The organism is Natrinema sp. CGMCC1.2065 (assembly GCF_051225675.1).
GTDB classification, from domain to species: domain Archaea; phylum Halobacteriota; class Halobacteria; order Halobacteriales; family Natrialbaceae; genus Natrinema; species Natrinema thermotolerans.
In genome coordinates, this window is sequence record NZ_JBPJSJ010000027.1 from 17,925 (window position 1) to 41,036 (window position 23,112).

Annotated in this window: 21 protein-coding genes and 1 pseudogene; 12 read left to right on the plus strand and 10 right to left on the minus strand. The window is 65.3% G+C overall.

What is annotated here, in order from left to right:
- Positions 1 to 121: 121 nt before the first annotated feature.
- The gene (locus ACSBP4_RS18510; RefSeq protein WP_435553095.1) at positions 122 to 1,186 is read left to right on the plus strand and encodes a polyprenyl synthetase family protein; all 1,065 of its coding nucleotides are present in this window, start codon (positions 122 to 124) and stop codon (positions 1,184 to 1,186) included.
- A gap of 285 nt (positions 1,187 to 1,471) precedes the next feature.
- Here ACSBP4_RS18510 and pan1 read toward each other — a convergent pair whose 3' ends face one another.
- Positions 1,472 to 2,689: a proteasome-activating nucleotidase Pan1 gene (gene pan1, locus ACSBP4_RS18515; protein ID WP_006181969.1), complete on the minus strand. Its 1,218-nt coding sequence runs from the start codon at positions 2,687 to 2,689 to the stop codon at positions 1,472 to 1,474.
- Positions 2,690 to 2,814: 125 nt separating this feature from the next.
- On the opposite strand from pan1, the gene ACSBP4_RS18520 reads away from it, so the two are divergent.
- The 3 genes from ACSBP4_RS18520 to rad50 all read left to right on the plus strand — a co-directional run bounded on the left by ACSBP4_RS18520 (position 2,815) and on the right by rad50 (position 7,243).
- A complete protein-coding gene (locus ACSBP4_RS18520; RefSeq protein ID WP_006649167.1) occupies positions 2,815 to 3,084 on the plus strand; it encodes a MarR family transcriptional regulator in 270 nt (89 codons plus the stop codon).
- 167 nt (positions 3,085 to 3,251) lie between these two features.
- On the plus strand, positions 3,252 to 4,559 hold the full coding sequence (gene mre11 / locus ACSBP4_RS18525) for a DNA double-strand break repair protein Mre11 (RefSeq protein WP_435553096.1): 1,308 nt from the start codon (positions 3,252 to 3,254) through the stop codon (positions 4,557 to 4,559).
- Positions 4,556 to 7,243, plus strand: coding sequence for a DNA double-strand break repair ATPase Rad50 (rad50, locus tag ACSBP4_RS18530; RefSeq protein WP_435553097.1), 2,688 nt, complete (start codon positions 4,556 to 4,558; stop codon positions 7,241 to 7,243). The genes mre11 and rad50 overlap by 4 nt, the downstream gene beginning before the upstream one ends.
- An 18-nt stretch (positions 7,244 to 7,261) precedes the next feature.
- Here rad50 and ACSBP4_RS18535 read toward each other — a convergent pair whose 3' ends face one another.
- The 3 genes from ACSBP4_RS18535 to ACSBP4_RS18545 are packed head-to-tail and all read right to left on the minus strand — an operon-like array spanning position 7,262 to position 8,506.
- A complete protein-coding gene (locus ACSBP4_RS18535) occupies positions 7,262 to 7,720 on the minus strand; it encodes a DUF7346 family protein (protein ID WP_435553098.1) in 459 nt (152 codons plus the stop codon).
- The gene (locus tag ACSBP4_RS18540) at positions 7,717 to 8,271 is read right to left on the minus strand and encodes a DUF7322 domain-containing protein (RefSeq protein WP_049964601.1); all 555 of its coding nucleotides are present in this window, start codon (positions 8,269 to 8,271) and stop codon (positions 7,717 to 7,719) included. Before ACSBP4_RS18540 ends, ACSBP4_RS18535 begins: the two co-directional genes overlap by 4 nt.
- Before the next feature lie 49 nt (positions 8,272 to 8,320).
- Positions 8,321 to 8,506 (minus strand): DUF7331 family protein, encoded by a 186-nt coding sequence (locus ACSBP4_RS18545; protein ID WP_006649160.1) that lies wholly within the window; start codon positions 8,504 to 8,506, stop codon positions 8,321 to 8,323.
- Between the two features lie 203 nt (positions 8,507 to 8,709).
- Between ACSBP4_RS18545 and ACSBP4_RS18550 the strand changes: the two genes are divergently transcribed.
- The 6 genes from ACSBP4_RS18550 to ACSBP4_RS18575 all read left to right on the plus strand — a co-directional run bounded on the left by ACSBP4_RS18550 (position 8,710) and on the right by ACSBP4_RS18575 (position 16,478).
- Complete coding sequence (locus tag ACSBP4_RS18550) at positions 8,710 to 11,439, plus strand: DNA-directed DNA polymerase (protein WP_435553099.1); 2,730 nt, start codon at positions 8,710 to 8,712, stop codon at positions 11,437 to 11,439.
- Between the two features lie 272 nt (positions 11,440 to 11,711).
- Positions 11,712 to 12,623 (plus strand): ABC transporter ATP-binding protein, encoded by a 912-nt coding sequence (locus tag ACSBP4_RS18555; RefSeq protein ID WP_006649158.1) that lies wholly within the window; start codon positions 11,712 to 11,714, stop codon positions 12,621 to 12,623.
- 60 nt (positions 12,624 to 12,683) lie between these two features.
- Positions 12,684 to 14,114 (plus strand): Fe-S cluster assembly protein SufB, encoded by a 1,431-nt coding sequence (gene sufB, locus ACSBP4_RS18560; protein WP_006181959.1) that lies wholly within the window; start codon positions 12,684 to 12,686, stop codon positions 14,112 to 14,114.
- Between the two features lies 1 nt (position 14,115).
- Positions 14,116 to 15,330, plus strand: a complete 1,215-nt coding sequence (sufD, locus tag ACSBP4_RS18565; RefSeq protein ID WP_049964598.1) for a Fe-S cluster assembly protein SufD — start codon at positions 14,116 to 14,118, stop codon at positions 15,328 to 15,330.
- A gap of 85 nt (positions 15,331 to 15,415) precedes the next feature.
- Positions 15,416 to 15,910 carry a rubrerythrin gene (locus ACSBP4_RS18570; protein ID WP_049964597.1) on the plus strand — a complete coding sequence of 165 codons (495 nt, stop codon included), beginning with the start codon at positions 15,416 to 15,418 and terminating at the stop codon, positions 15,908 to 15,910.
- 133 nt (positions 15,911 to 16,043) lie between these two features.
- Entirely contained in the window at positions 16,044 to 16,478 is a 435-nt protein-coding gene (locus ACSBP4_RS18575; protein ID WP_006181956.1) for a metal-dependent transcriptional regulator, read from the plus strand.
- Between the two features lie 6 nt (positions 16,479 to 16,484).
- Here the strand turns inward: ACSBP4_RS18575 and ACSBP4_RS18580 are convergent, their stop codons facing one another.
- From ACSBP4_RS18580 to ACSBP4_RS18590, 3 genes are all read right to left on the minus strand, one after another.
- The gene (locus ACSBP4_RS18580; RefSeq protein ID WP_435553100.1) at positions 16,485 to 18,296 is read right to left on the minus strand and encodes a phospholipase D-like domain-containing protein; all 1,812 of its coding nucleotides are present in this window, start codon (positions 18,294 to 18,296) and stop codon (positions 16,485 to 16,487) included.
- A 456-nt stretch (positions 18,297 to 18,752) separates the two neighbouring features.
- Entirely contained in the window at positions 18,753 to 20,096 is a 1,344-nt protein-coding gene (locus ACSBP4_RS18585; protein WP_435553101.1) for a HEAT repeat domain-containing protein, read from the minus strand.
- A gap of 66 nt (positions 20,097 to 20,162) precedes the next feature.
- Entirely contained in the window at positions 20,163 to 20,888 is a 726-nt protein-coding gene (locus ACSBP4_RS18590; protein ID WP_006649152.1) for a protein sorting system archaetidylserine synthase, read from the minus strand.
- 137 nt (positions 20,889 to 21,025) lie between these two features.
- On the opposite strand from ACSBP4_RS18590, the gene ACSBP4_RS18595 reads away from it, so the two are divergent.
- Together ACSBP4_RS18595 and ACSBP4_RS18600 are read left to right on the plus strand one after the other, a co-directional pair.
- Complete coding sequence (locus ACSBP4_RS18595) at positions 21,026 to 21,463, plus strand: cupredoxin domain-containing protein (protein WP_006181951.1); 438 nt, start codon at positions 21,026 to 21,028, stop codon at positions 21,461 to 21,463.
- 77 nt (positions 21,464 to 21,540) lie between these two features.
- The gene (locus ACSBP4_RS18600; protein WP_435553102.1) at positions 21,541 to 21,846 is read left to right on the plus strand and encodes a putative quinol monooxygenase; all 306 of its coding nucleotides are present in this window, start codon (positions 21,541 to 21,543) and stop codon (positions 21,844 to 21,846) included.
- 173 nt (positions 21,847 to 22,019) lie between these two features.
- On the opposite strand, the gene ACSBP4_RS18605 is transcribed toward ACSBP4_RS18600, so the two are convergent.
- The 3 genes and pseudogenes from ACSBP4_RS18605 to ACSBP4_RS18615 all read right to left on the minus strand — a co-directional run.
- Positions 22,020 to 22,640, minus strand: a complete 621-nt coding sequence (locus ACSBP4_RS18605; protein ID WP_006181949.1) for a 30S ribosomal protein S3ae — start codon at positions 22,638 to 22,640, stop codon at positions 22,020 to 22,022.
- Positions 22,633 to 22,923: a KEOPS complex subunit Pcc1 gene (locus tag ACSBP4_RS18610; RefSeq protein WP_049905626.1), complete on the minus strand. Its 291-nt coding sequence runs from the start codon at positions 22,921 to 22,923 to the stop codon at positions 22,633 to 22,635. The genes ACSBP4_RS18605 and ACSBP4_RS18610 overlap by 8 nt, the downstream gene beginning before the upstream one ends.
- Positions 22,920 to 23,112: pseudogene (locus ACSBP4_RS18615) on the minus strand (exonuclease); the annotation flags it as partial. The pseudogene ACSBP4_RS18615 and the gene ACSBP4_RS18610, both read right to left, overlap by 4 nt.

The window sequence follows — 23,112 nt, forward strand, 5'->3', positions numbered from 1 at the left end:
AAGCCCGGGTAACGGTTCCGCTCGCGGAGCCGGCCCGCCGATGGAACCGTCCCGGGGTTGATGACAGTTCAGTCACACGGAACTACGAATCTTTTTTACGCCGCTCCCTCTCGGACCGCGTATGCGGGAAACGCTTGCCGACTGGCGACCGGCTATCGACGACGCCATCGCCGAACTGGTCCCACGGGAGATCGACGCCGACTACCTCGAGTCGTACTTCGGATCACCGACCTACGCGTACGATCCCGAGGGTATCCAGCGAGCGCTCGCGACGCCGCTGTGGGACCTGCTCGACCGTGGCGGCAAACGCTGGCGGGCGGTCCTCTTTCTCGTCTTCATGGAGGGGTTCGGGGAGGATCCCGCCGAGTATCTCCCCTACGCCTGCATTCCGGAGATCCTGCACAACGGGACGATCATCGTCGACGACGTCGAGGACGGAGCCACGATCCGTCGTGGAGAGCCAGCGCTCCACCGCGTCTACGGCCGCGACATCGCGCTCAACGCCGGCAACGCGATGTACTTCCTGCCGCTGAAGATCATCACGAACGACCCGGCCGACCTCCCGGCCGACCGGCAACTCGCCGCCTACGAGATGCTCATGGAGGAACTCAACCGGACGCATCTCGGGCAGGGCATGGACATCTGCTGGCACAACGAGCGCGAGGTCCGGATCGGTACCGAGGAGTACCTCGAGATGTGCGCGTGCAAGACCGGCTGTCTCGGGCGGATCGTCGCTCGACTGGCCGCGATCATCGCCGACCAGCCCCCCGAGGTCGAGGCGGCGGTCGCGAAGTACGCGGAACTGACCGCAGTCGCCTTCCAGATCGGCGACGACATCTTGGACGTCGAGAACTCGCTGGGGCGGGCCGGCGACTTCGGCAAGGCGTTCGGCAACGATATCCGCGAGGGCAAGAAGACGCTCATGGTCATTCACGCGATCGAAACGAGCGATCCCGAACGCGCCGACCGACTCCAGACGATTCTGGCGGCCGACGACACCACCGACGACGACGTCCGCGAGGCCCTCGAGATCATTTCCGACGCCGGCAGCATCGAGTACGCCCGCGATCGCGCCCTCGAACTGGCGGCCCAGGCCCGCGCCGAGATCGACGGCCTCGGCTTCGACGACGAAACGTCCCGCAAGCTCGAGGAGTTCACCGAATTCGTCATCGAACGCGACGAGTGACGCCGGGTCGAAACGGACGTCGCTTCGGCCGTCGAACGACACTGACGCCGCTCGAGAGCGGTGATAAATCGGTGGACAGAAACTGCGAGTACCCCTACCCGCTGTCCACCGTCCTACCCGATGGGTAGGCGTTGGGCAGAATATGTCTTGTGGTCCCGTCCGCTCTCGAGGGGGCCCGACCGAACGAGTCGCTCGTCGTTCTGAAACGAAGCCAGTAGTCACGGCACCGACCGCGGTTTGCGTCGAAAGCGGTGTGAGAAACGACGTCGACCTCCCGACGCGGTCTCAGGCGAAGGTCTTCGAGACGTCCTCGGTCTCGTCGGACTCGGCCTGAACCTTGTCCCAGGCGTTGCGGAAGTCCTCCATCCGGATCTCGGTGCGGTCGTCGCGGATGGCGAACATGCCGGCTTCGGTACAGACGGCTTTGATGTCGGCACCGGAGGCATTGTCGGCCTCTTCGGCCAGTTCGGCGAACTCGACGTCGTCGGCGACGTTCATCCCGCGGGTGTGGATCTCGAAGATGATCTCGCGGCCCTCGGCGTTCGGTTTCGGGACCTCGATCAGGCGGTCGAACCGACCGGGCCGGAGGATGGCACGGTCGAGCATGTCGAAGCGGTTGGTCGCGGCGATGATCCGGATCTCGCCCCGCTCCTCGAAGCCGTCCATCTCCGAGAGCAGTTGCATCATCGTCCGCTGGACCTCGGCGTCGCCGGAGGTCTTCGACTCCGTTCGCTTTGCCGCGATGGCGTCGATCTCGTCGATGAAGATGACCGCGGGTTCGTGTTCGCGGGCGACGTCGAAGAGGTCTCGAACCAGCTTCGCGCCCTCGCCGATAAACTTGTGGACCAGTTCCGAGCCGGCCATCTTGATGAAGGTGGCGTCGGTCTGGTTGGCGACGGCCTTCGCGAGCATCGTTTTCCCCGTCCCCGGCGGCCCGTAGAGGAGAACGCCGCTCGGCGGGTCGATGCCCACGTCGTCGAACATCTCGGGCTTCTCGAGGGGCATCTCGACGGTCTCGCGGACCTCCTGCATCTGCTCCTCGAGCCCGCCGATGTCCTCGTAGCTGACCTCGGGGCTCTCGGTGACTTCCATCACGCGGGCGCGGACGTCGGTCTCGTTCGAGAGGGGCTTGACGATCGACAGCGAGTTGTTGACCGCGACCCGGGCGTCGGGTTCGAGATCGTCGCGCATCTCGTCAGTGACCTCGGTCAGGGCCTCCTGGTTGTTCCCGTGCTGTTTGATGATGACGCCCTCCTCCGTGACTTCCTGTACGGTGGCGACGAACAGCGGGGACTGCTTGAGCTTCTTGTTCTCGTGTGTGAGCCGCTCGAGTTTCTGCTGGTACTTGTTGTTCTCGGCGTTGGCGTCGAGGAGTTTGTCGCGCATCTCCTCGTTTTGCGCCTCGAGGATCTCCAGCCGTTCCTCGAGCGCCTGGATTTTCTCCTGTTGGGACGCCTCGTCCTCGTCGTATGGGAGGTCGACGTCGTCCACGGTGTCGCTCATCACCCGACCTTTGGGTGTTGGTTCTTAAGAGACTTCGGGTAGGTGCACTCAACTCGGAGTATAACTGTTAGACATTAATCGGAATAGAAAATATTATTACCCCGTATTCGGAATGGAGGAGTAAGATGAGTGCTTCAGAGCCGCTTCGACAGGAGACCAACGAGCGCGGAACGTGGGATGACGTCCGAGACCTGCCCCCGAGTGCGAAACTCGTCGCGAAGGTCCTCGAGTACAACGACACGATGACTCAGCAACAGCTCGCCGACGAGACGCTGTTGCCCTCGCGGACGGTTCGATACGCCCTGAACCGACTCGACGAGGCAAACGTCATCGACTCGCGCTTTTCCTTTTCCGACGCGCGAAAGCGCCTGTACAGCCTCGACATTCAGTCGTAACGACGCAGTCCTTCTTCGAGCAGTTCTCCTCGGCACCGATTTTCGGCATCGGTCGCGATCACCCGTGTGGCGATCCACCGTGCTGTCAGCGTCTCGTGTGCCCTGTCGTTTTCACTTTCACTTCGGTTACAGAACCCCTTTAGGGCGGGCTCGCCAACGACTGGCCAATGACGCGGGTTATCCATACGGGCGATACCCACATCGGGTACCAGCAGTACAACTCGCCCGAGCGACGCCGGGACTTCCTCGAGGCCTTCCGCTCGGTCGTCGAGGACGCCGTCGCCGATGACGTCGACGCGGTGATCCACGCCGGCGACCTCTTTCACGACCGCCGGCCGAGCCTGGTCGATCTACAGGGCACCGTCGATATCCTCCGGACGCTCTCGGAAGCCGGGATTCCCTTTCTGGCCGTCGTCGGCAACCACGAGTCGAAACGCGACGCTCAGTGGCTCGATCTCTTCGCCGATCTCGGCCTCGCGACGCGGCTCGGTGCCGAGCCGGTCGTCGTCGACGACGTCGCCGTCTACGGCCTGGACTTCGTCCCCAGGTCCCGGCGCGAGGACCTCGAGTACGAGTTCGATCCCGTTCCCGACGGGGCCGACTACGCGACCCTCGTGAGCCACGGTCTCTTCGAACCGTTCGCGCACGCGGACTGGGATACGGACACCGTCCTCGCGGCGTCGACGGTCGATTTCGACGCCGTCCTGTTGGGGGACAACCACAAACCGGATACCGCCGAGGTGCGCGACACCTGGATCACCTACTGCGGGTCGACTGAGCGGGCAAGCGCCAGCGAGCGCGAGGACCGGGGCTACAACCTCGTGGATTTCGACGACGAGGTCGCGATCAGTCGCCGCGGGCTGACCGACACCCGCGAGTTCGTCTTCGTCGACGTGGACCTGGCCGAAGGCGAGGGCGTCGACCGCGTTCAGGAGCGGGTCCGCCAGCACGACCTCGCGGACGCGGTCGTTATCGTCACCGTCGAGGGCGAGGGCCGGCCGATCACCCCCGCCGCGATCGAGGAACTCGCGATCGATCGCGGGGCGCTGGTCGCTCGGGTCAACGACCGCCGGGAGCTACCCGACGAGGACGAGGACGTCTCGGTGAGCTTCGCCGATCCCGACGCCGCCGTCCGCGAGCGGGTGCGCGAACTGGGCCTGAGCGACGCCGCTCTCGAGATCGACGAGACCGTTCGCACCGACGACCTGGCCGACGCGAACGTCCGCGAGCGCGTCGAACGCCGGGTCCGGGACCTCCTCGAGGACGACGCATCGGCGCTCGAGCCCGCGCCCGACCGGGAACCCGCGGACGACGACGTGACGACGGTCGCCGACGAACTCGGGGCCGAGGGGGGCGACTCGAGCGAGGCCGAACCGGACGGTGACGGCGGGACGACCACCGACGAATCCGAGGGCGACGCCGAGGACGCGGCCGACGCTGACGCCGACGCCGCCTCGCTGGGTGATTTCGCGTGAGGGTCGACCGCGTCCGCCTGCTGAACTTCAAGTGCTACGGCGACGCCGACTTGACGCTCGAGCGCGGCGTCACCGTCGTCCACGGCGTCAACGGCAGCGGGAAGTCGACGCTGCTCGAGGCGGTCTTCTTCGCGCTCTACGGCTCGAAGGCGCTCGACGACCGCACCTTAGACGACGTGATCACGACCGGCGAGGAGGAGGCCGAGGTCGAACTCTGGTTCACCCACGACGGCCGCGAGTACCACGTCGAACGCCGGCTCAAACTGCGCGGCGACCGCGCGACCACGACGAAGTGCGTCCTCGAGACGCCCACCGAGACCTACGAGGGCGCTCGCGACGTGCGCCGGAAAGTGACTGAAATCCTGCGGATGGACGCCGAAGCGTTCGTCAACTGCGCGTACGTCCGCCAGGGCGAGGTCAACAAGCTCATCCACGCCTCGCCGAGCGACCGCCAGGACATGATCGACGATCTCCTTCAACTGGGCGCGCTCGAGGACTACCGCGAACGGGCCAGCGAGGCCCGACTCGGCGTCAAAACGGTGCTTGATGGCCAGCGGGAGATCCTCGAAAACGTCCGACGAAAGGTTCAGGAGAAAGAAAAGAAGGACCTCCACGAGCGGTTGAACAGCCTCGAGTCCCGCCGGAACGACGTCGCGGAGGAGATCGATCACTACGAGACACAGCGCGAGCAGGCCCAGGAAACCCTGGAAGCCGCCGTGGACGTCCTCGAACGGCACGAGGAGACCCGCGAGGAGATCGCAACGCTCGACGAGGAGATCGAGGAGTTGCGCTCGAAGATCAGCGACACCGAGCGCAAGCGCGACGAGGCCGGCGACGAGATCAGCGAGATCCGAGACCGACGCGAAGAACTCGCAGACGAGCGTGCCGACCTCGTTGCGGCCGTCGATCTCGAGGTCGACGAACCCGACGAAAAAGTGGTTCAGGACCACATCGACGACCTCGAGGACCGCGACGAGGAACTCCGGGACGAACTCGAGGACGTTCGCGTGATGATCACGGAGGGGAACAACGAGGTCGAGCGGCTCCGTGAGGAGGCCGACGACCTCGAGGAAAACGCCGAAGCGGCCCGGACGGAGGCCGACGACCTCGAGGCACAGATCGAGGCCGACGAGAACGCGATCGCGGAGCGCGAGGCGAAACTCGACGACCTCGACGACGAGATCGCATCCGCGCAGGCGACGTTCGACGATGCGCCGGTCGAGTTCGGCGCGGCCGAATCGTACCTCGAGGACCTCGAGACCGAGCGCGACGAACTGGTCTCGCGAATCAACGACATCACCGCCGATATCAGGACTGCTGAGAACGCGATCGAGGACGGCGAGCGGCTGCTCGAGGAAGGGAAGTGTCCCGAGTGCGGCCAGCCGGTCGAGGACTCACCGCACGTGGATGTCCTTGGCGATCGCCGGGAGGAACTCGCCGACCTCGAAGCCGAGCGGGCGACTCTCGAGACCGAGCGCGACGAGATAGACGAGCGGGTCGACCGCGCCGAGGAACTGCGAGACGCCGAGCGGCGGGTCGACCGGCTCGAGGAAAACCGGGACAACATCGAACAACTGCTCGCGGAAAAACGCGAGAGCCTCGCGGACCGGCGCGAGCAGCGCGATCGGCTCCGTGACGACGCCGAGGAGTACGAGGCCGAGGCCGAGGAGAAACGGGCGGCAGCCACAGACCGCGAGGACGAGGTCGCCGATGCCCGGGCGGAACTCGGCGAGATCAACACCGAGCGGGGGGAGATCAAAGAGACCCTCGAGACGCTCGAGCGTATCTCGGAGATTACCGACGAGCAGGCCGCTCTCGAGACGGAGATCGAGAACCTGCGCGAGCGGCGAGCCGACTGGGAGACGATGAACGACGAGCGCCGCGAGACGCTCTCGGAAAAGCGCGACCGCAAGCGCGACCTCGAGTCGGAGTTCGACGAGGACCGCGTCGAGACCGCCCGCGAGGACAAGGCCAACGCCGAGCAGTACATCGACAAGGTCGACGGGAAACTCGACGAACTCGAGGCCCAGCGCGACGAGATTCAGAACGCGATCGGTGCCGTCGAGAACGAAATCGCGGAACTCGAGGAACGACGCGAGGAACTCGAAACCGTCGAAGAACGGTGTGAACGCCTCGAGTCGCTGTACGAGGAGGCCGAGACGCTCCAGACCACCTACGGCGAGTTGCGGGCGGAACTGCGCCAGCGCAACGTCGAGACCTTAGAGCGATTGCTCAACGAGACCTTCGAGCTGGTCTACCAGAACGATTCCTACGCGGCGATCGATCTGGACGGCGACTACCGACTGACGGTCTATCAGAAAGACGGCGAAGCCTTAGAGCCCGAACAGCTCTCGGGCGGCGAGCGGGCGCTGTTCAACCTCAGCTTGCGGTGTGCGATCTATCGGCTGCTCGCGGAGGGCGTCGAGGGATCGGCACCGATGCCGCCGCTGATCTTAGACGAGCCGACGGTCTTCCTCGATTCGGGCCACGTCACGCAACTGGTCTCGCTGATCGAGTCGATGCGCAACGACTTCGGCGTCGAACAGATCGTCGTCGTCAGCCACGACGAAGAACTCGTCGGCGCGGCCGACTCGCTCGTCCGCGTCGAAAAGGACGCCACGTCGAACCGCTCGCGACTCGAGCGTGGCCAGCCGCCCGAGTCGGAACTGCTCGCGTCGGACTGAGGAAACGGGGCCTGCGGCTCAGGCGGTGTCGCCGTCCGACTCGGCCGTCGACTCGACGGTCGGTCGGATCGCCTCGAGCGCCGTCTCGCAGTCTGCAGTCACTCGATACCCGCGTTCCCCCGCGATCTCGGCCTCCTCGAGCAGGCCGGCGGCCGAGAGGACCGTCAGGCGGCCGTGTAGGTCGCTCTCGCAGAAGTCGTAGGCGTCGAGCAGGGTCCGGACCCCGAGCGGCCCCCGCTCTGCGAGTTCGATGAGGAGGCCAAGCGTCTCCGCGTCGTGAACGTTCGTCAGGAAGGTGAGAACCGGGTCTGGGACGCTTTGCGCCGCCGTCTCGAGGGCCGTTTGGTCGACGGCCTCGAGGCGGTCGTTTCGGATGTAACACTCGTTGCCGGTTTCGGGATCGCGGACCAGACTCGCGTCCTCGGAGCGTTTGCGAAGCAGGTACCGCTTTCCGGTGTCGTCCTCGACTGTGTTCATGAGCGGTCGTTTCCGTTCGGTGACTGGCGTTGGGTCACCGACCCTGAAGTAGTTTCGGCCGCATCGTCGGACCGGGTCGTCGCCTCGGAGTCCTCGTCGTCGGACGCCGTCCCGGCGTCGGAACCCCCGCCGTCGGATTCCGGTGGCGTTTCGGCGTCGGAACCGTCGTCGAGATCGCCGGAATCGTCGGCTCGGAACCGTCTGTATCGTCGAACGGCGAACCCCAGCAGGACGAGGCCGGCGACCACCAGTGCGCCCGCGCGGGTCGAGACCCCCTCGAACAGCAGGAACAAGAGACCGAGCGAGACGGCCAGTACCGCGGCGTTGATGACCAACACGAGCGCCCAGAAGGTCTGGAGGAGGTCCGCGGATGCGTCCGTTTCCCCCATCTCCACTTCGGGGGGGTCGATCGCGCTCGAGAGGTCGTCGAGATCGTCCGGACCGTCGTCTCCCGACACCTGTGGGATGGTCAACCCGTCGCTGTCGGGGTCGTAGTACTCCTCTTCGGGGTCCCACTCGTCGGGCTCGTTCTCGGTCCGGTCGAAGACCACAGGCGGATCGTCGGGCAGTGGAAGGAAAAGCGTTCGCTTCGCGGACGGCTTAGGCCAGTTCCTCGAGGGTGAGCGTCCGGGAGGTTTCCACCCAGGCGAGCGGGTTCTCGGCGTCATAGAAGACGACGCCGTCCTCGGTCTCGTAGGACTCGATGGTCGCAGTCCCCGCCGGCTGGCTACTCGGTTCGCGCCGGTCCGTCGCGTCGTCGTTTAGGTAGGTGGACACATCGATCACCTGATCCCATGCTAAGTGTTACCACGTTATATGTCTTGTTGCCCCCGCAAGTGTTCCCCCGAACGCCGTCTCGCTGGTCCGACGAGACCGTGCCCTACGCGTGACTGTTCGCAATGGCCGACCGCTTCCGAACGACCCGCCGCGAGCCCCTCGCGGGCGGGGATTGCAGGGGTTTTTATCCGGCGACTGCCAACCGGAGTACCATGACTGAGGCGGGCCAGACCGGACTCACGGAGTTCGGCGGCGACTCCGAGGCAGCCGACGACCGGCCGGAGGAAGAGGCCGTCGCCGTCGCCGGCAACGGCGGTAGCGACGCCGCGGAGGTGATCGACGTCGTCGAGGAAACCCTCCCCGAATCCGAGGGCGATCTCGAACTCGCCGTGATGCAGGTCGACTACACCATCGTCGGCTACGGCGACGAGGAACGACCCATCATGCACGTGTTCGGGCGTACCCCCGATGAGGAACTCGAACACGTCCAGATCGTCGGTTTCAAACCCTACTTCTACGCGCCGACGGAGAGCCTCGAGCGACCGCCGGCGGAGGAATACGACCGACTGACCGGCAGCAGGGAGTACGACCACGACGGCAACCCCTACGAGAGCATCCGGGGGGAGAGACTCACCAAAATCTTCGGCCAGACCCCCCGCGACGTCGGGCAGGTCCGCGACGACTTTGAACACTACGAAGCCGACATCCTGTTCCCGAACCGCTTTCTGATCGACAAGGACATCCGCAGCGGAATGCGGGTGCCCGAACGACGGGCCGAGGACGACTCGCTGGTCGTCCCCCACGACGAGGTCGAACCGGTCGACGTCGACGCCGACCCCCGCATCAACACCTTCGACATCGAGGTCGACGACCGGTCGGGCTTTCCCGAGGACGGCGAGGAGCCGATCGTCTGTCTCACCAGCCACGACTCCTACCGCGACGAGTACGTGATGTGGCTCTACGAGGCCCCGATCGGCGACGGCGAGATTCCGGCCGAGATCGACGACTACGACCCGATCGAGGGCGAGATCGACCACGAGGTCCGCAGTTTCGAGGAAGAGGAGGCCATGCTCGAGGCCTTCATCGAGTACGTCGACGAGACCGACCCCGATGTACTGACCGGCTGGAACTTCGAGGACTTCGACGCGCCCTATTTCCTCGACCGCCTCGAGGAACTCGCCGGCTCCCACCACGAGTACGACCTCTCGATCGATCGGCTCTCACGCGTCGACGAAGTCTGGCGCAGCAACTGGGGCGGCCCGGACATCAAGGGTCGCGTCGTCTTCGACCTGCTCTATGGCTATCAGCGGATGGTCTTCTCCGAGTTGGACTCGTACCGGCTCGATGCAGTCGGCGAGGCGGAACTCGGCGTCGGCAAGGAGCGTTACGCCGGCGACATCGGCGACCTCTGGGAGGAGGACCCGACCCAACTGCTCGCGTACAACCTCCGGGACGTCGAACTCTGTGTCGAACTCGACCGACAGCAGGAGATCATCCCCTTCTGGGACGAAGTGCGGGCGTTCGTCGGCTGCAAACTCGAGGACGCGCCGACGCCGGGCGATGCGGTCGACATGTACGTCCTCCACGAGGCCCACGGCCGCTTCGCGCTGCCCTCGAAGGGGCAACAGGAGGCCGGCGAGGAATACGAGGGTGGCGCGGTGTTCGAGCCCATCACGGGCGTCAAGGAGAACGTCACCGTACTGGACCTGAAGTCGCTGTACCCGATGTGTATGACGACGATCAACGCCTCCCCGGAGACGAAAGTCGACCCCGACGAGTACGATGGGGAGACCTACGTTGCGCCGACGGGGACCCACTTCCGGAAGGAACCCGACGGCGTCAACCGTGAGATGATCACGGAACTGCTCGCCGAGCGCGAGGAGAAAAAGGAACTGCGAGACCAGCACGAACCCGGCTCGCCCGAGTACGAACAGTACGACCGTCAGCAGGGCGCGGTAAAGGTTATCATGAACTCGCTTTACGGAGTGTCGGGGTGGGAACAATTCCGTCTATACGATAAAGAGGCGGCATCCGCAATCACGGCTACTGGCCGCGAAGTGATCGAGTTCACGGATACAGCCGCAAACGAACTCAATTATCAAGTTACGTATGGGGATACTGACTCAGTCATGCTCGAGTTAGGCCCCGACGTACCCAAGGACGACGCGCTCGAGCAGTCCTTCGAGATCGAGGAGTACATCAACGGTCGCTACGACGACTTCGCGCAGAAGGATCTAAACGCCGAGGAACACCGCTTCCAGATCGAGTTCGAAAAACTCTACCGGCGGTTCTTCCAGGCGGGCAAAAAGAAACGCTACGCGGGCCACATCACCTGGAAGGAAGGCAAAGACGTCAACGACGTCGACATCGTCGGCTTCGAGTACCAGCGCTCCGATATCGCGCCGATCACCAAGGAGGTCCAGCACCGCGTCATCGAGATGATCGTCCGGGAGGGCGACATCGAGGGTGCCAAGGAATACGTCAACGGCGTCATCGAGGACGTGCTGGCAGGCGAGATCGCCCTCGAGGAGATCGCCATCCCGGGCGGGATCGGCAAGCGACTCGACAACTACGACACCGACACGGCACAAGTCCGCGGCGCGAAGTATGCCAACCTGCTGCTCGGCACCAACTTCCAGCGGGGCAGCAAGCCCAAGCGGCTCTATCTCGAGCGGGTCGATCCCTCGTTCTTCGAGCGACTCGAGGCGGAGGAAGGGTTCGACGCCCGGACTGACCCGCTCTACGGTGCGTTCAAGCGCGATCCCGACGTGATCTGTTTCGAGTACGAGGACCAGATCCCCGAGGCGTTCGCGGTCGACTACGAGAAGATGCTCGAGAAGACCCTGCAGGGGCCGATCGAGCGCATCCTCGAAGCACTGGACATCTCGTGGGACGAAGTGAAAAACGGCCAGGAACAGAAAGGTCTCGACTCCTTTATGTAGCACGTCGGGACGCTTCGGTCCCGGTCGTCGCTTCTTATCGCAGCCGTTCCGACGAGTTTTTCCGCCGTCTTCGGGGTTCGAACAGCCCCGTAATCCGTTCCTGTGGCCCTGCCGATCCCACCGGTGAACAGGGGTCTATATGGCGGTATTTCTCCACCTACCCAAAGGCTGGTTTTCGAATGGGAAACTTATTTTGCTAATGCGAGACTGTATCCAATTGGATACGAAACCGTTATCAGTCATACGGCCCACCGTTCGAGTGACAGAGTACTATGGCACGTCTCGAACTATCCAACCTGCACGCGGAAGTGGCGGAGGGCGACGAGCAGATTCTCGAGGGGGTCGACCTCGAGGTCCAGTCGGGCGAGATCCACGCCCTGATGGGCCCGAACGGCTCCGGGAAGTCGACGACCGCGAAAGTCATCGCCGGTCATCCCGCCTACGAGGTCACCGAGGGCGAGGTTCTCCTCCACCTCGAGGACGACGAGTTCGGCGAGGACATCGAGATCGACGAAGACCAGCGCACCTGGAACCTGCTCGATCTCGAACCCAACGAACGTGCCGCGCTCGGGATCTTCCTCGGCTTCCAGTACCCCGCCGAGATCGAGGGCGTCACGATGACGAACTTCCTCCGCACGGCGCTGAACGCCAAGATCGAAGAGCGCGAGGAACTCTTCGAGGACGAGGACGACGAGGACGAAGCGGAAGAGGACGACGAAGGCTTCGAGAACTCGCCGATGGAAGGCCCCGCGGACGAGGGCGAGGTCGGCGTCGCCGAGTTCCAGGGCATCCTCCAGGAGAAGATGGAGCAGCTGGAGATGGACGAGAAGTTCGCCCAGCGCTATCTCAACGCCGGCTTCTCCGGCGGCGAGAAGAAGCAAAACGAAGTGCTGCAGGCCGCCATCCTCGAGCCCTCGGTCGCCGTGCTGGACGAGATCGACTCCGGGCTCGACATCGACCGCCTGCAGGACGTCTCGGAGGGCATCAACGCCCTGCGCGACGAGCAGGGCACCGGCATCCTGCAGATCACCCACTACCAGCGCATCCTCGATTACGTCGAGCCCGATCACGTCCACGTGATGCTCGACGGCCAGATCGCCAAGAGCGGCGGTCCCGAACTCGCCGAGAAGCTCGAGGACAAGGGGTACGACTGGGTCCGCGAAGACGTCTACGGCACCGCGTAACCGGATTCGACTAGAACAACCGTAATAACGCTACAGCCGTAACCACAACTACATCAACCAATGAGTTCCGATCAAGACCACCTAAAAGAGACAGACACTGAGGCCCGGTTCGAGTTCAAGAAAGAGGAGAACTCCGCCGTCAGATCCGGCAAAGGCCTGACCGAAGAGGTCATCCGCATGATCTCCGAGGACAAGGACGAGCCCGACTGGATGCTCGAGCGGCGTCTCCGTGCGCTCGAGCAGTATCACAACATGCCGATGCCGTCCGACTGGCCCGGTATGCCCGACCTCTCCGAACTGGACGTCGAAGAGATCATTCCCTACATCCGACCGGACGTCGACAAACGCGAAGGCGTCGACGACTGGACGGAGCTGCCAGACGAGATTCAGGACACCTTCGACAAGCTCGGCATCCCGGAAGCGGAGAAGAACGCCCTCTCGGGCGTCGGTGCCCAGTACGAGTCCGAGGTCGTCTACCAGAACATGCAAGAGCAGTGGGAGGAGAAAGGCGTCATCTTCTGTAACATGGATGAGGCCGTCCGCGAACATCCCGAGCTCGTCAAAGAACACTTCATGACGACCTGCGTGCCCCCGAGCGACAACAAGTTCGCCGCCTTGCACGGGGCCGTCTGGTCCGGCGGGTCGTTCGTCTACGTCCCCGAGGACGTCACTGTCGAGATGCCGGTGCAGGCCTACTTCCGGATGAACTCGGAAGGGATGGGCCAGTTCGAACACACGCTCATCATCGCCGAGGAAGGCTCCGAGGTCCACTACATCGAGGGCTGTTCCGCGCCCAAGTACGGGACCCACAACCTCCACTCCGGCGGCGTCGAGGTCTTCGTCGGCGAAGACGCTCACGTTCAGTACTCGACCGTGCAGAACTGGTCGAAGAACACGTTCAACCTGAACACCAAGCGCGCCATCTGCGAGGAGAACGGGACGATGGAGTGGGTCTCGGGCAGCATGGGCTCGAAAGTGACCATGCTCTACCCGTGTACCATCCTCAAGGGTCGCGGCTCGACCGACACCCACATCACCATCGCCCTGGCGGGCGAAGGCCAGGACATCGACACCGGCGCGAAGGTCTACCACAACGCGCCCGAGACGAGTTCGACCATCGAGTCCAAGTCGATCTCCAAGGACGGCGGCCGCACCAACTACCGCGGCCTCGTCCACATCGCCGACGGCGCCGAGAACGCCTCGACCGCCGTCGAGTGCGACGCCCTGATGTTCGACAACGAGTCGACCTCGGACACCATGCCGTACATGGAGATCGAGGAGTCGAAGGTCGACGTCGCCCACGAGGCGACCGTCGGCAAGATCGGCGACGAGGACATCTTCTATCTGCAGTCCCGCGGGCTGGACGACGACGACGCCAAGAAGATGATCGTCGCCGGCTTCATCGAGCCGATCACGGAGGAACTGCCGATCGAGTACGCGGTCGAGCTCAACCGCCTCATCGAACTCGAGATGGAGGGGAGCCTCGGATAATATGAGTACGCAGGTACACGCCAATCTGACGGAGGAACAGGTACGCGAAATTTCGGGCGACCTCGACGAGCCCGACTGGCTCCTCGAGACGCGTCTCGAGGCGCTCGCGGCGCTCGAGGACCTCGAGATGCCCGACGTCATCCGGACGCCGGGTCGGGACTGGACGAACCTCCACGAACTCGACTTCGAGTCCCTCGTCGATCCGCTGAACGCGGCCGAGGACAAGGACCAGGTCGGTCCCGAGGAGGCCGAGGTCCTCTCGTGGGCCGACGCGGTCCAGGAACACGAGGACCTCCTGCAGGACCACTTCGGCAGCATCGTCGACCCCCAGGAGAACTACCTGACGGCGCTCTCCACGGCGCTGTTTAGCACCGGCACGGTCATCTACGTCCCCGAGGGCGTCGACGCCGAGGACGTCACCGTCCGGACCGAACAGAACTCCCGCTCGCTGTTTAACTACACGCTCGTCGTCACCGAGGAGTCGTCCTCGGTCACGATCCTCGAGCGCCAGTCGACTGGCGAAGAGGCCGAGGAGCAGTACTACAGCGGGATCGTCGAGGTCGCCGCCGGCGAGAACAGCTACGTCCAGTACGGCAGCCTCCAGAACCTCTCGGAGGAGGCCTACAACTTCACGCTCAAGCGCGGCGTCGCCGACACCTACGCCACGATCGACTGGATCGAGGGCAACCTCGGCACCCAGCTGACGAAGACGGAGGTCTCGACGGAGCTGCGCGGCGACTCCTCCGAGACGCAGATCGTCGGTGCCTTCTACGGCCACAACGACCAGCACTTCGACCTCGACGCGAAGGTCTGGCATCGTGCGGAACACACGACGGCCGACCTCGTGACCCGCGGCGTCACCGACGACGTTGCCCGCTCGGTCTACGAGGGCGTCCAGGACGTCGGCTCCGACGCGTGGGACACCAGCTCCTACCAGCGCGAGAACACGCTGATGCTCTCCGACGAGAGCGAGGCCGACGCCTCCCCGAAGCTGATCATCAACAACCACGACACCGAGGCCAGCCACTCCGCGACGGTCGGCCAGATCGATCAGGAGGACCTGTTCTACATGACCTCCCGCGGTGTCGACCCCCGCGCGGCCCGAAACATGCTCGTCGAGGGCTTCTTCGTGCCCGTTCTCGCGGAGATCGACGTCGACGAACTCCGAGAGGACCTCGAGGAGCTGATCGGCGCGCGACTCCGCAAGCGGGACTGATCGCCACCGACCGACCGTCGTTTTGCCGCGTTTTCGACGTCCGCGCTCCGAGACGACTAAGTAACCACGGCTCCCTTGTCGTGATATGAGTCTGGGACAGCGTGTCTCGAGCGACCACCAGCTGACCCGATTGCTACAGATCGGGGTCGTGCTGGAGGAACTCGTCGAGTCACGCGCCGCCCACCACATCGAGTCGCTCCCGCCCGACGAGCGGGCGACGGTCGACGAGGAGGTGGAGGAGTTGCTCGCGGAGGCCGCCACGGAGTCGGCCGACCACCGCGAGCGACTCGAGGCGCTGATCGACGATCTCGAGGCCGAAACGGTCGGATACGAGGAGATAAACGCCTTAGTCGACGCCCAGTACGGACCGCCCGAGGACACGGACGGCGTCCTCTATGACCAGCTCGCAAACGAGGAGACCGCCTACAAGTTCTACGACGACCTGATCGAGGCGATCGAGGCCTCCGACTCCGAGTTCGCGGTCGACCGCGAGCGACTCCTCGAGACGCTATACGGCATCCGCGAGGAGGAAAAGGAGGGCGTCGAGGAAGTGACCGCAATTATGGAGCAGCGAGCATGATCGGGGCGATCGTCACCTCGACCGGGGCTGGAACGGCCGCGGAGTCGGCGACATCGTCCATGACGCGTATCGACGCCCGGCCGCGAGACTGCCGGCGAGGAACCGACGTGTCACACACCGACGGAGGGACGGCATGAACACTGCAGATCAATACCTCAAGGCGATCTATCTGGCCCAGCGCATCGAGGACGGGCCTGCATCGACCGGTACGCTCGCGGACCTGCTCGAGGTGAGCCCGGCCAGCGTCAACGAGATGATCGGCAAGCTCGAGGACCGCGAGCTAGTCGACCACGAGAAGTACAAGGGCGCGAGTCTGACCAACGAGGGGCTCGAGCGCGCCCACGACGCCCTCCAGACCTACTGTATCATCGAGCGGTTCCTCGCGAACGTCCTCGAGGTCGAGGAGTTCAAAGACGAGGCCCGCGCCTTGGAGAGCGTCATCGACGACACCGTCGCGGAGCGGCTCGATACGATCATCGACCGACCCGACCAGTGTCCCGACTGTTTCGACGCCGAGGAGGACTGCTGTGAGCTGCTCGAACTCGAGGCTAGCGGCCACGCCGACTGAGCCGGCTCAGTCCTCGTCGTTCGCGTCCGGCGTGACCGGGTCCACGGCCGACTCGCCCCCGAACCTGACATAGCGCCGGCCGACGACCGCGGCGACAGCAAGTGCAACCGCGACCGCGACGCCGGCACCGATCGGGAACGACCACGAGTCACCCGCCCAATCCGACTCGAAGACGGTCGCGTAGTAGTCGGCGACCGCCTCGCCGTGGAGCGCCACCAACACCTCCCGGTTGTTCTCGAGCGAGTTCGAATTCCAGTTGGCACTGCCGACGACCGCCGTCTCGCCGTCGATCACGATCCCTTTCGCGTGTATCTTCTCGAAGCGGTCCGTGTCACCGACGAGTCGAACCTCGAGCGGCAGGTTCTCGCGGTCGGCGATCCGCTCGAGATCCGCCGCCAGCGCCTCGTTCTCCGCGGCGTTGTACCGCGCCGAGCCGACCAGGATGCGGACATCGACCCCACGGCGGGCGGCCGCGAGCGTGGCCTCGAGCAGCGAGACGTCGTCGGCGATCGACGGCTGGAGGACGAGGATCTCCTCGTTGGCGTTCTCGAGCATCGCCGTCAGCCGGGCGTCGGCGTTGTCCGGTGCGAGCAGGAGTTCGGCCGACTCGACGGGCACCGGAGTCGGCTCGTGGGTCGTGGGATACTCGGGAGCGGACGAGGAGTAGACCGGCCCGTCGTCGGTAAACGTCGTGTTCCTGCGATAGGCCGCGCCCACGGTCGTGTCCCGGCCCGCGAAGTCCGCGTGGAAGACGGTCGCGAGGTCGGCCGCGAGGGACGCCGACTCGAGGCGAATACCCCAGCCGCGATTGCTCTCGCCGCCGACACCGGACGGCTTCCAGTTCTCGGTGGTGACCAGCAGGCGGTCGTCGGCGACGGCGTACTTGGGGTGGTGATACCGGTATCGCGAGTCCTCGCCGCCGATGACGCGCACCTCAACGCCGCCGTCCGCCAGCGTCTCGAGGACACCCTCGGTCGCCGCGGGCGTACCCCCGACTGGGCTGGCCTCGAGGAGGACCGCGACCTCGACGCCGCGATCGGCCGCGTCCACGAGGTCGGCAGCGATCGCCTCGGAGGTGACGGTGTAGCCGGCCAGCAGGAGTCGGTCGTCGGCGTTGCGGATCGTTTCCCGCGGGACCCCGGGACCGTCCGGGAGGACGAACGCCGTGGCGTCGTCGACGGCGGCCGTCGAAACGGGGAGGCAGGTGGCGTCGCGGGGCCACCACTGGCCGTCGCTCCGGCGGTCCGCCTTGCCGCCGACCGGTCCCGTTCGATACCATTTTTCGGCGGTCGGTGCCCGGTCGTAGGAGACCGAGTCGACGGTTGCCGTCGCGTTTCGGAGCCGGAGATCGTCGCCGTCGGCCGCGAGCCGGAGCCGGCCCTCGAGTTCGCTGACGGGAACGTCGGTCAGCGTCTCCGTCACGTTGGGGGCCATCGAGAGGGCGATCCGTCCGGATACCGTCTCGTTCGGGAGCCGGGCCGTCGTGTGGCCGTCGGTCAGCGTCAGGTTCCCGAGTCGGGTGTCGGACGGCGTCTCGAGGACGACGAACTCGCCGACGTTCTCGTCGGTCGTCGGATTCGGATAGAGGCCGGCGATCCGGGGTTCGTCAGGCGTCTCCGTACTGGTGGAGTTCGTTTCGCCCGCTCGAGGCGGGCAGGCGAGGTCGGTTGCGTTCGTCGCCGGGAGCGTGGTCGCTCGAGCGGCGGCACGATCGGCTGCCGCCGGTTCGTTGGCGACGGCAAAGCCCGCCAGTAGCGCGGTGCCGGCGACGAGCCCACAGATGACCACGGCCGCGAGGGCGGCCCGTCGGGTATCCATCGCTCCGTCTGGCCGGCCGTTCGTACTTAAACTGTCGGGCGATCCGATCGGGTCGGCCCGGACGGTGTGACGTTAAATGATCCCGTCCGATACTAGTACCCATGGATCGCGAGACGGCACCACCCTCTCGAGCGGAGGTCGAAGCGCGAATCCAGCGGATCGGCAGGTACTCCCGGGCAGTGCGCCTCGGACTGGTGATCATTCTGAGCGCATTCCTGCTGGCCGTCGGTATCGTCCTCCCCGCCACCTCGACAGTCCGTCACAGGCGATCGAGTCGATACTCATGCCGCTGACGTTCGTCGGGCTGGGTACCATCCTGTACGGTATCGGGATGCATCTCCACCTGATGCATCTAAACCTCGTTCGGCAGTTACAGCCCGAACAGCGGGACGAGTAGCCGTCGGTTTCCGAGACGGTCCGTTCAGAACGCAGTGAGAGCCGTTCGTCGACGCTGCGTCAGGCCGCGGGCTCGAGGTCGGCGTTCTCGGCCTCGGCCTGAACGAGATAGGCCCGGTCGTCGTCGTAGTCGGCGACGATCTCGAGGGCCTCCTGCGTGCCGATGCGGTTGAGCGCCCACGCGGCGCTGGCTCGGACGCGGTCGGCCTCGTCGTCCGCGAGGACGTCCGCGAGCGGCTCGATGGCACGGGTGTCGCCGATCAGGCCGAGCGCGCGGGCGGCCCAGCTGCGGACGTCGGCTTCCTCGGCGACGAGTTGCTGGGCGATCGGCTCGACCGCGTCTTCGGCACCGATCTCGCCGAGGGCGCGGAAGGCGGGTTGCTGGAGGTTCGGATTGGAGTCGACGTAGTCGACCAGCGTCTCGACGACCTCCTCGTCGGCGACGCCGATCTTCCCGAGGATGCGCATGGCGGCCTTATCGCGGCGGTTGGCCTTCTGCAGCATTGCGTCGGTGGCCGGTTCCGCGCGTGAGCCCATGCGCTCGAGCGACTCCATGCAGTGTTCTTCCATGAAATCGGAGTCGAAGGTCTCGAGGGCAAGCAGGATCATGTCGACGTTGCCCTGCTTCTCGTGGACCTTCAGCGCGTGCCACTCCGGCGGGAAGTCCTTGACGTGATCGAGGACGTCGTAGTAGCCCTCGCGGCGCAACTGTTCGCGGATCTCGAGGTCGGTCCACTCCGTCGCATCGTCGACGTCGCCCTCGAGATCGTCGGTGGCCGTGAGCAGGCCGGCGATCGTCTCGGCGTCGTCGTCGGCGTCGAGGCCGGCGTCGTCGACGGCCGCGGCGGCGTCGTCGAGAGTCGCATCGAGCTGTTCGGAGACGTCCTCGCCCTCGTTGACCAGCGTGACCGACGTCTCGAGCAGGCCGTTCAGTTCGTCGAGGAAGCCATCGACGGCTTCGATCAGCTCGGCGTTGCCCTCCTCGGTCCAGCGGGTGCCCGTGATCGTCCCGCTGACGCCCTCGATCTCGCTCACCACGTCCTCGCCGTAGGGACCGCGCTGGTCCTCGAGGTCGGACTCGAGATCCGAGAGATCGCTCTCGATCTCGTCGTACTGCTCCTGGAGTTCCTCTTCCGGGGCCGGCTCCTCGTCTTCCTCGTCCTCGTCGTCGGTTTCCGGCGGCTCCGGCACCTCGACGCTCTCGAGTTCCGCCCGGAACGACTCGAGGTCGGCCTCGACGACGTCTAGATCGTCTTCGGTCTCGGCCGACTCGAGGCTCGACTCGAGGGCCTCGAGGTCGGCGGCGAGTCCGTCGAGGCGCTCCCGGATCGCCTCGAGGTCTACGGGTTCTTGCTCGTCTGCCCCCGCTTCGGCCGCGTCGTCAGTTGCCTCGTCCTCGCTCATGGTTCCACCTCGGGACGACGCCGACGCGTGACGGTGTACATATCCTACGGTCGTATCAGGACGGCCCTAAGCGTTTCCATGCACGTCGACCTCGCCGGTGCGTTCGGCGTCGCCCCAGTAGAACCAGGGGCTGAGTGTCATGTAGGCCAACCCGAGCGTCAGGAGGGCGTAGGGGAACGTCCGGCCGGCGAAGTCGGGGACGAGGATCGCGAGTGCGTGGACGATCCCCATGATGCCGGCGTCGCGGGCGAGCAGGTCGGGGTACTGGATCCGGGAGACCATCAGGTAACAGAACGCGCCGGTGACGCCGAGGACGAGCCACGGCTGGGTTTCGCCGGCGAGGATCGCCGCACCCAGCACGGTCGCAGCCAGTGTCGTCTGAACGCCCTCCGTGTAGCTCCCGGAGATGTCGTAGGCGGTGTACATCCCGAGCCGGGTGACGGCCATGGCGACGAACAGCGCACAGACGCCGGCAACCGCGAGCAGTTCCGGCGTGACCGTATCGAAATCGACCGCGAGGCCGTCGGTGACGACGGTAAAGGAGAGGACCGCGGGGGCGAGGGCGAAGGAGGCGACGTCGGCGAGCGAGTCGAGGTACGGCCCAGCCTCGGTGCCGCCGTAGCGGCGCGCGAGGATGCCGTCGAGCCCGTCCGCGATCGCCGCCAGGAGGATCAGTCGGGCGGCCAGCTCGATGTCGACGGCCGCGACGACGACGGCGACGAAACCCAGGGCGGCGTTCGCGATCGTCACCGCGTCGGCGACACCGAGTCGACCGACGAACCGGGGGAGCATATCGCCGAGTCGGCGGGGCGTTCCCTTACGTGTTTTCGTTTCCACGGGTCGGCCGTCCTCGAGTCGGGGCGGAGGCTACTCCTACGGACCGGGAATCGAACCGGGGTGATTATACCGGGAGTCCCCTAAGCGCCCGTATGAACCGGCGCGCCTATCTCGCTACCGTCGGCACTGCCACCGCTGTCGGACTGGCCGGCTGTTCGTCCGCGCTCAGCGTGTTCGACGACGATTCCTGTACCGGCGAGGACTGTCATATCGGCATGACTCGGACCGAGTTCCGGCCCGAATCCTACGAGGTCTCCGTCGGCGAGACGGTCGTCTGGAAGAACACGAGCGAGGCCTATCACACCGTGACCGCCTTCGAGTCGAGCATCCCCGACGGGGCCGACTACTTCGCCACCGGCGGGTTCGAGGACCAGGCGACGGCCTACGAGGCCTGGCACGAGGACCAGGGCGGTCGCCTCTCCTCCCGCGAGACGTTCGAACACACCTTCGAGGTCCCCGGCACCTACGACTACGTCTGTATTCCCCACGAGCGAGCGGAGATGCTCGGCGAAATCGTCGTCACCGAGTGAGCCGCGGACCGAAAACGGGGTCCCGCCTTGCCCGTGTGCCTACCTTTATCACGCCTCGCCCGCACCGTGTGCCCGGCATGATCGTTATCCACGCGAGTTTCCCGATCGATCCCGATCGCCGCGAGGAAGCCCTCGAGCTGATCGCGGACCTCGTCGATGAATCGCAGGCCGAAGATGGCATCCTCGACTACCGAGCCACGACCGATATCGCCGAGCCGAACGTCGTCCGCTTCTTCGAGCGCTACGAGGACGAAGCGGCCGTCGGCGCACACGTCCGGAGCGACCACTACCAGGAGTTCGAGGCCACGCTGCCGGAACTGCTCGACGGCGAGCCCGAGGTCACCCGGTTCGACGTCGACTCGGCCGAGGACGTCGAACTGTAGCGGCCAGCGACTCGCTCGAGCGATCGGCGACCATCTCGAGCGAAGCGGCGGCGCTTCTTACCGGTGACGACGGCGGTTCAGCCGATCGAGGAGGGCGGTAGCTCACGGGTCAGGTCGTCGTCAAAATACGAAATGTCGGTTGGGCGAGCGATGACGAGCCGCGCCGATCGCGGTCAGTCCTCGACGTCGACCGCGGTCGCTTCCTCTTCGGCGACTTCCTCGGGGTGGGCCTCGAGGGTGGTCTTCTGGATCTCGACGCGTCGCAGCGGGTAGATCGTCTTGGCCTCGCCGTAGATGGCGGAGGAGAGACGACCCTCGACGACGCTGTCGACGAGTTCCTCGAAGGAGCGCTCCTCGGCGGCCTCCTCGATCATCTCGACCATCTGTTCGCGGATGGCCTTCTCCTGGCTCGCGTCGGCCTTCTTCGTCGTGAAGGCGACGGGCTGGATCTGGACGCGGTAGTCGTCCGTCGTGAGGACGGTGACGTAGGCCTCGATCTTGGAGGCACCGCGTCGCACGAGCGAGCGCAGGTAGTCCCGCGTCAGCGAGTGCTCGACGAACTCGGTGTAGGCCGAGTCGCTGCCGACGTCCGTGATCTTGAAGGTCAGCTTCGTGTTGTTCTCGCTGGCGTTGTTGTTGAGGTCGCCGAGCGTCGTTTCGATGGTTCGGTCGTAGACTTTCTCCGGTTCGTCAGCGGGGGTTTCGCCGAGTTCCTGGCGGTCGAACTGTTCGGGTGCCAGGACGGTGTACCACCGCTTCTCCTGTTTCGCGCGTGAAACTGATCGTTCACTCATTGTGTGTTGTATCGGTGTCGTGGTCGGACACAGGTCCCGTGTCCGTCGGTCGGTCGTCCTGTTCGGTTCGTGTCGTCGACGCGACGTCGATCGCGACGGCGAGGTTGACGACGTAGTCGTCGACCGTCGACTGCAGGCCGCTCGTCGTCCCGCGGTCGATCCGCGTGACGACCGTGCCGTCGTCGACCGTCGTCGCCATCTCGTCGGTGTTGTCCGGCTCGAGCGCCCGTGCGACCAGCGCTGCGTCGTCGTGGGTCGTCCGGATCGTCGCTCGCCGGCTCATAGCAGTTCCCTCGCTGTCGTGACGATCGTCTCGTCCTCGAGTCCGGGGTCGAAGCGCAGGTAGCCGCGGCGATGGCCGACGTCGTACTCGACGCCGCCATCGGCGTCGGGCTCCGCCGCGTCGGTCGCCGGGACCGCATCCGCGAGGTCCCGCGCGATCGCCTCGAGCGCCGCGCCGAGGGCGTCGGCG

Coding starts and splice junctions, on each gene's coding strand:
- ACSBP4_RS18610 (WP_049905626.1), bottom strand. CDS start 22,923: ATGAGCCGGCGAGCGACGATCCGGACGACCCACGACGACGCAGCGCTG.
- mre11 (WP_435553096.1), top strand. CDS start 3,252: ATGACGCGGGTTATCCATACGGGCGATACCCACATCGGGTACCAGCAG.
- ACSBP4_RS18510 (WP_435553095.1), top strand. CDS start 122: ATGCGGGAAACGCTTGCCGACTGGCGACCGGCTATCGACGACGCCATC.
- ACSBP4_RS18600 (WP_435553102.1), top strand. CDS start 21,541: ATGATCGTTATCCACGCGAGTTTCCCGATCGATCCCGATCGCCGCGAG.
- ACSBP4_RS18570 (WP_049964597.1), top strand. CDS start 15,416: ATGAGTCTGGGACAGCGTGTCTCGAGCGACCACCAGCTGACCCGATTG.
- sufB (WP_006181959.1), top strand. CDS start 12,684: ATGAGTTCCGATCAAGACCACCTAAAAGAGACAGACACTGAGGCCCGG.
- pan1 (WP_006181969.1), bottom strand. CDS start 2,689: ATGAGCGACACCGTGGACGACGTCGACCTCCCATACGACGAGGACGAG.
- ACSBP4_RS18580 (WP_435553100.1), bottom strand. CDS start 18,296: ATGGATACCCGACGGGCCGCCCTCGCGGCCGTGGTCATCTGTGGGCTC.
- ACSBP4_RS18585 (WP_435553101.1), bottom strand. CDS start 20,096: ATGAGCGAGGACGAGGCAACTGACGACGCGGCCGAAGCGGGGGCAGAC.
- sufD (WP_049964598.1), top strand. CDS start 14,116: ATGAGTACGCAGGTACACGCCAATCTGACGGAGGAACAGGTACGCGAA.
- ACSBP4_RS18520 (WP_006649167.1), top strand. CDS start 2,815: ATGAGTGCTTCAGAGCCGCTTCGACAGGAGACCAACGAGCGCGGAACG.
- ACSBP4_RS18575 (WP_006181956.1), top strand. CDS start 16,044: ATGAACACTGCAGATCAATACCTCAAGGCGATCTATCTGGCCCAGCGC.
- ACSBP4_RS18605 (WP_006181949.1), bottom strand. CDS start 22,640: ATGAGTGAACGATCAGTTTCACGCGCGAAACAGGAGAAGCGGTGGTAC.
- ACSBP4_RS18590 (WP_006649152.1), bottom strand. CDS start 20,888: ATGCTCCCCCGGTTCGTCGGTCGACTCGGTGTCGCCGACGCGGTGACG.
- ACSBP4_RS18550 (WP_435553099.1), top strand. CDS start 8,710: ATGACTGAGGCGGGCCAGACCGGACTCACGGAGTTCGGCGGCGACTCC.
- ACSBP4_RS18555 (WP_006649158.1), top strand. CDS start 11,712: ATGGCACGTCTCGAACTATCCAACCTGCACGCGGAAGTGGCGGAGGGC.
- ACSBP4_RS18595 (WP_006181951.1), top strand. CDS start 21,026: ATGAACCGGCGCGCCTATCTCGCTACCGTCGGCACTGCCACCGCTGTC.
- ACSBP4_RS18535 (WP_435553098.1), bottom strand. CDS start 7,720: ATGAACACAGTCGAGGACGACACCGGAAAGCGGTACCTGCTTCGCAAA.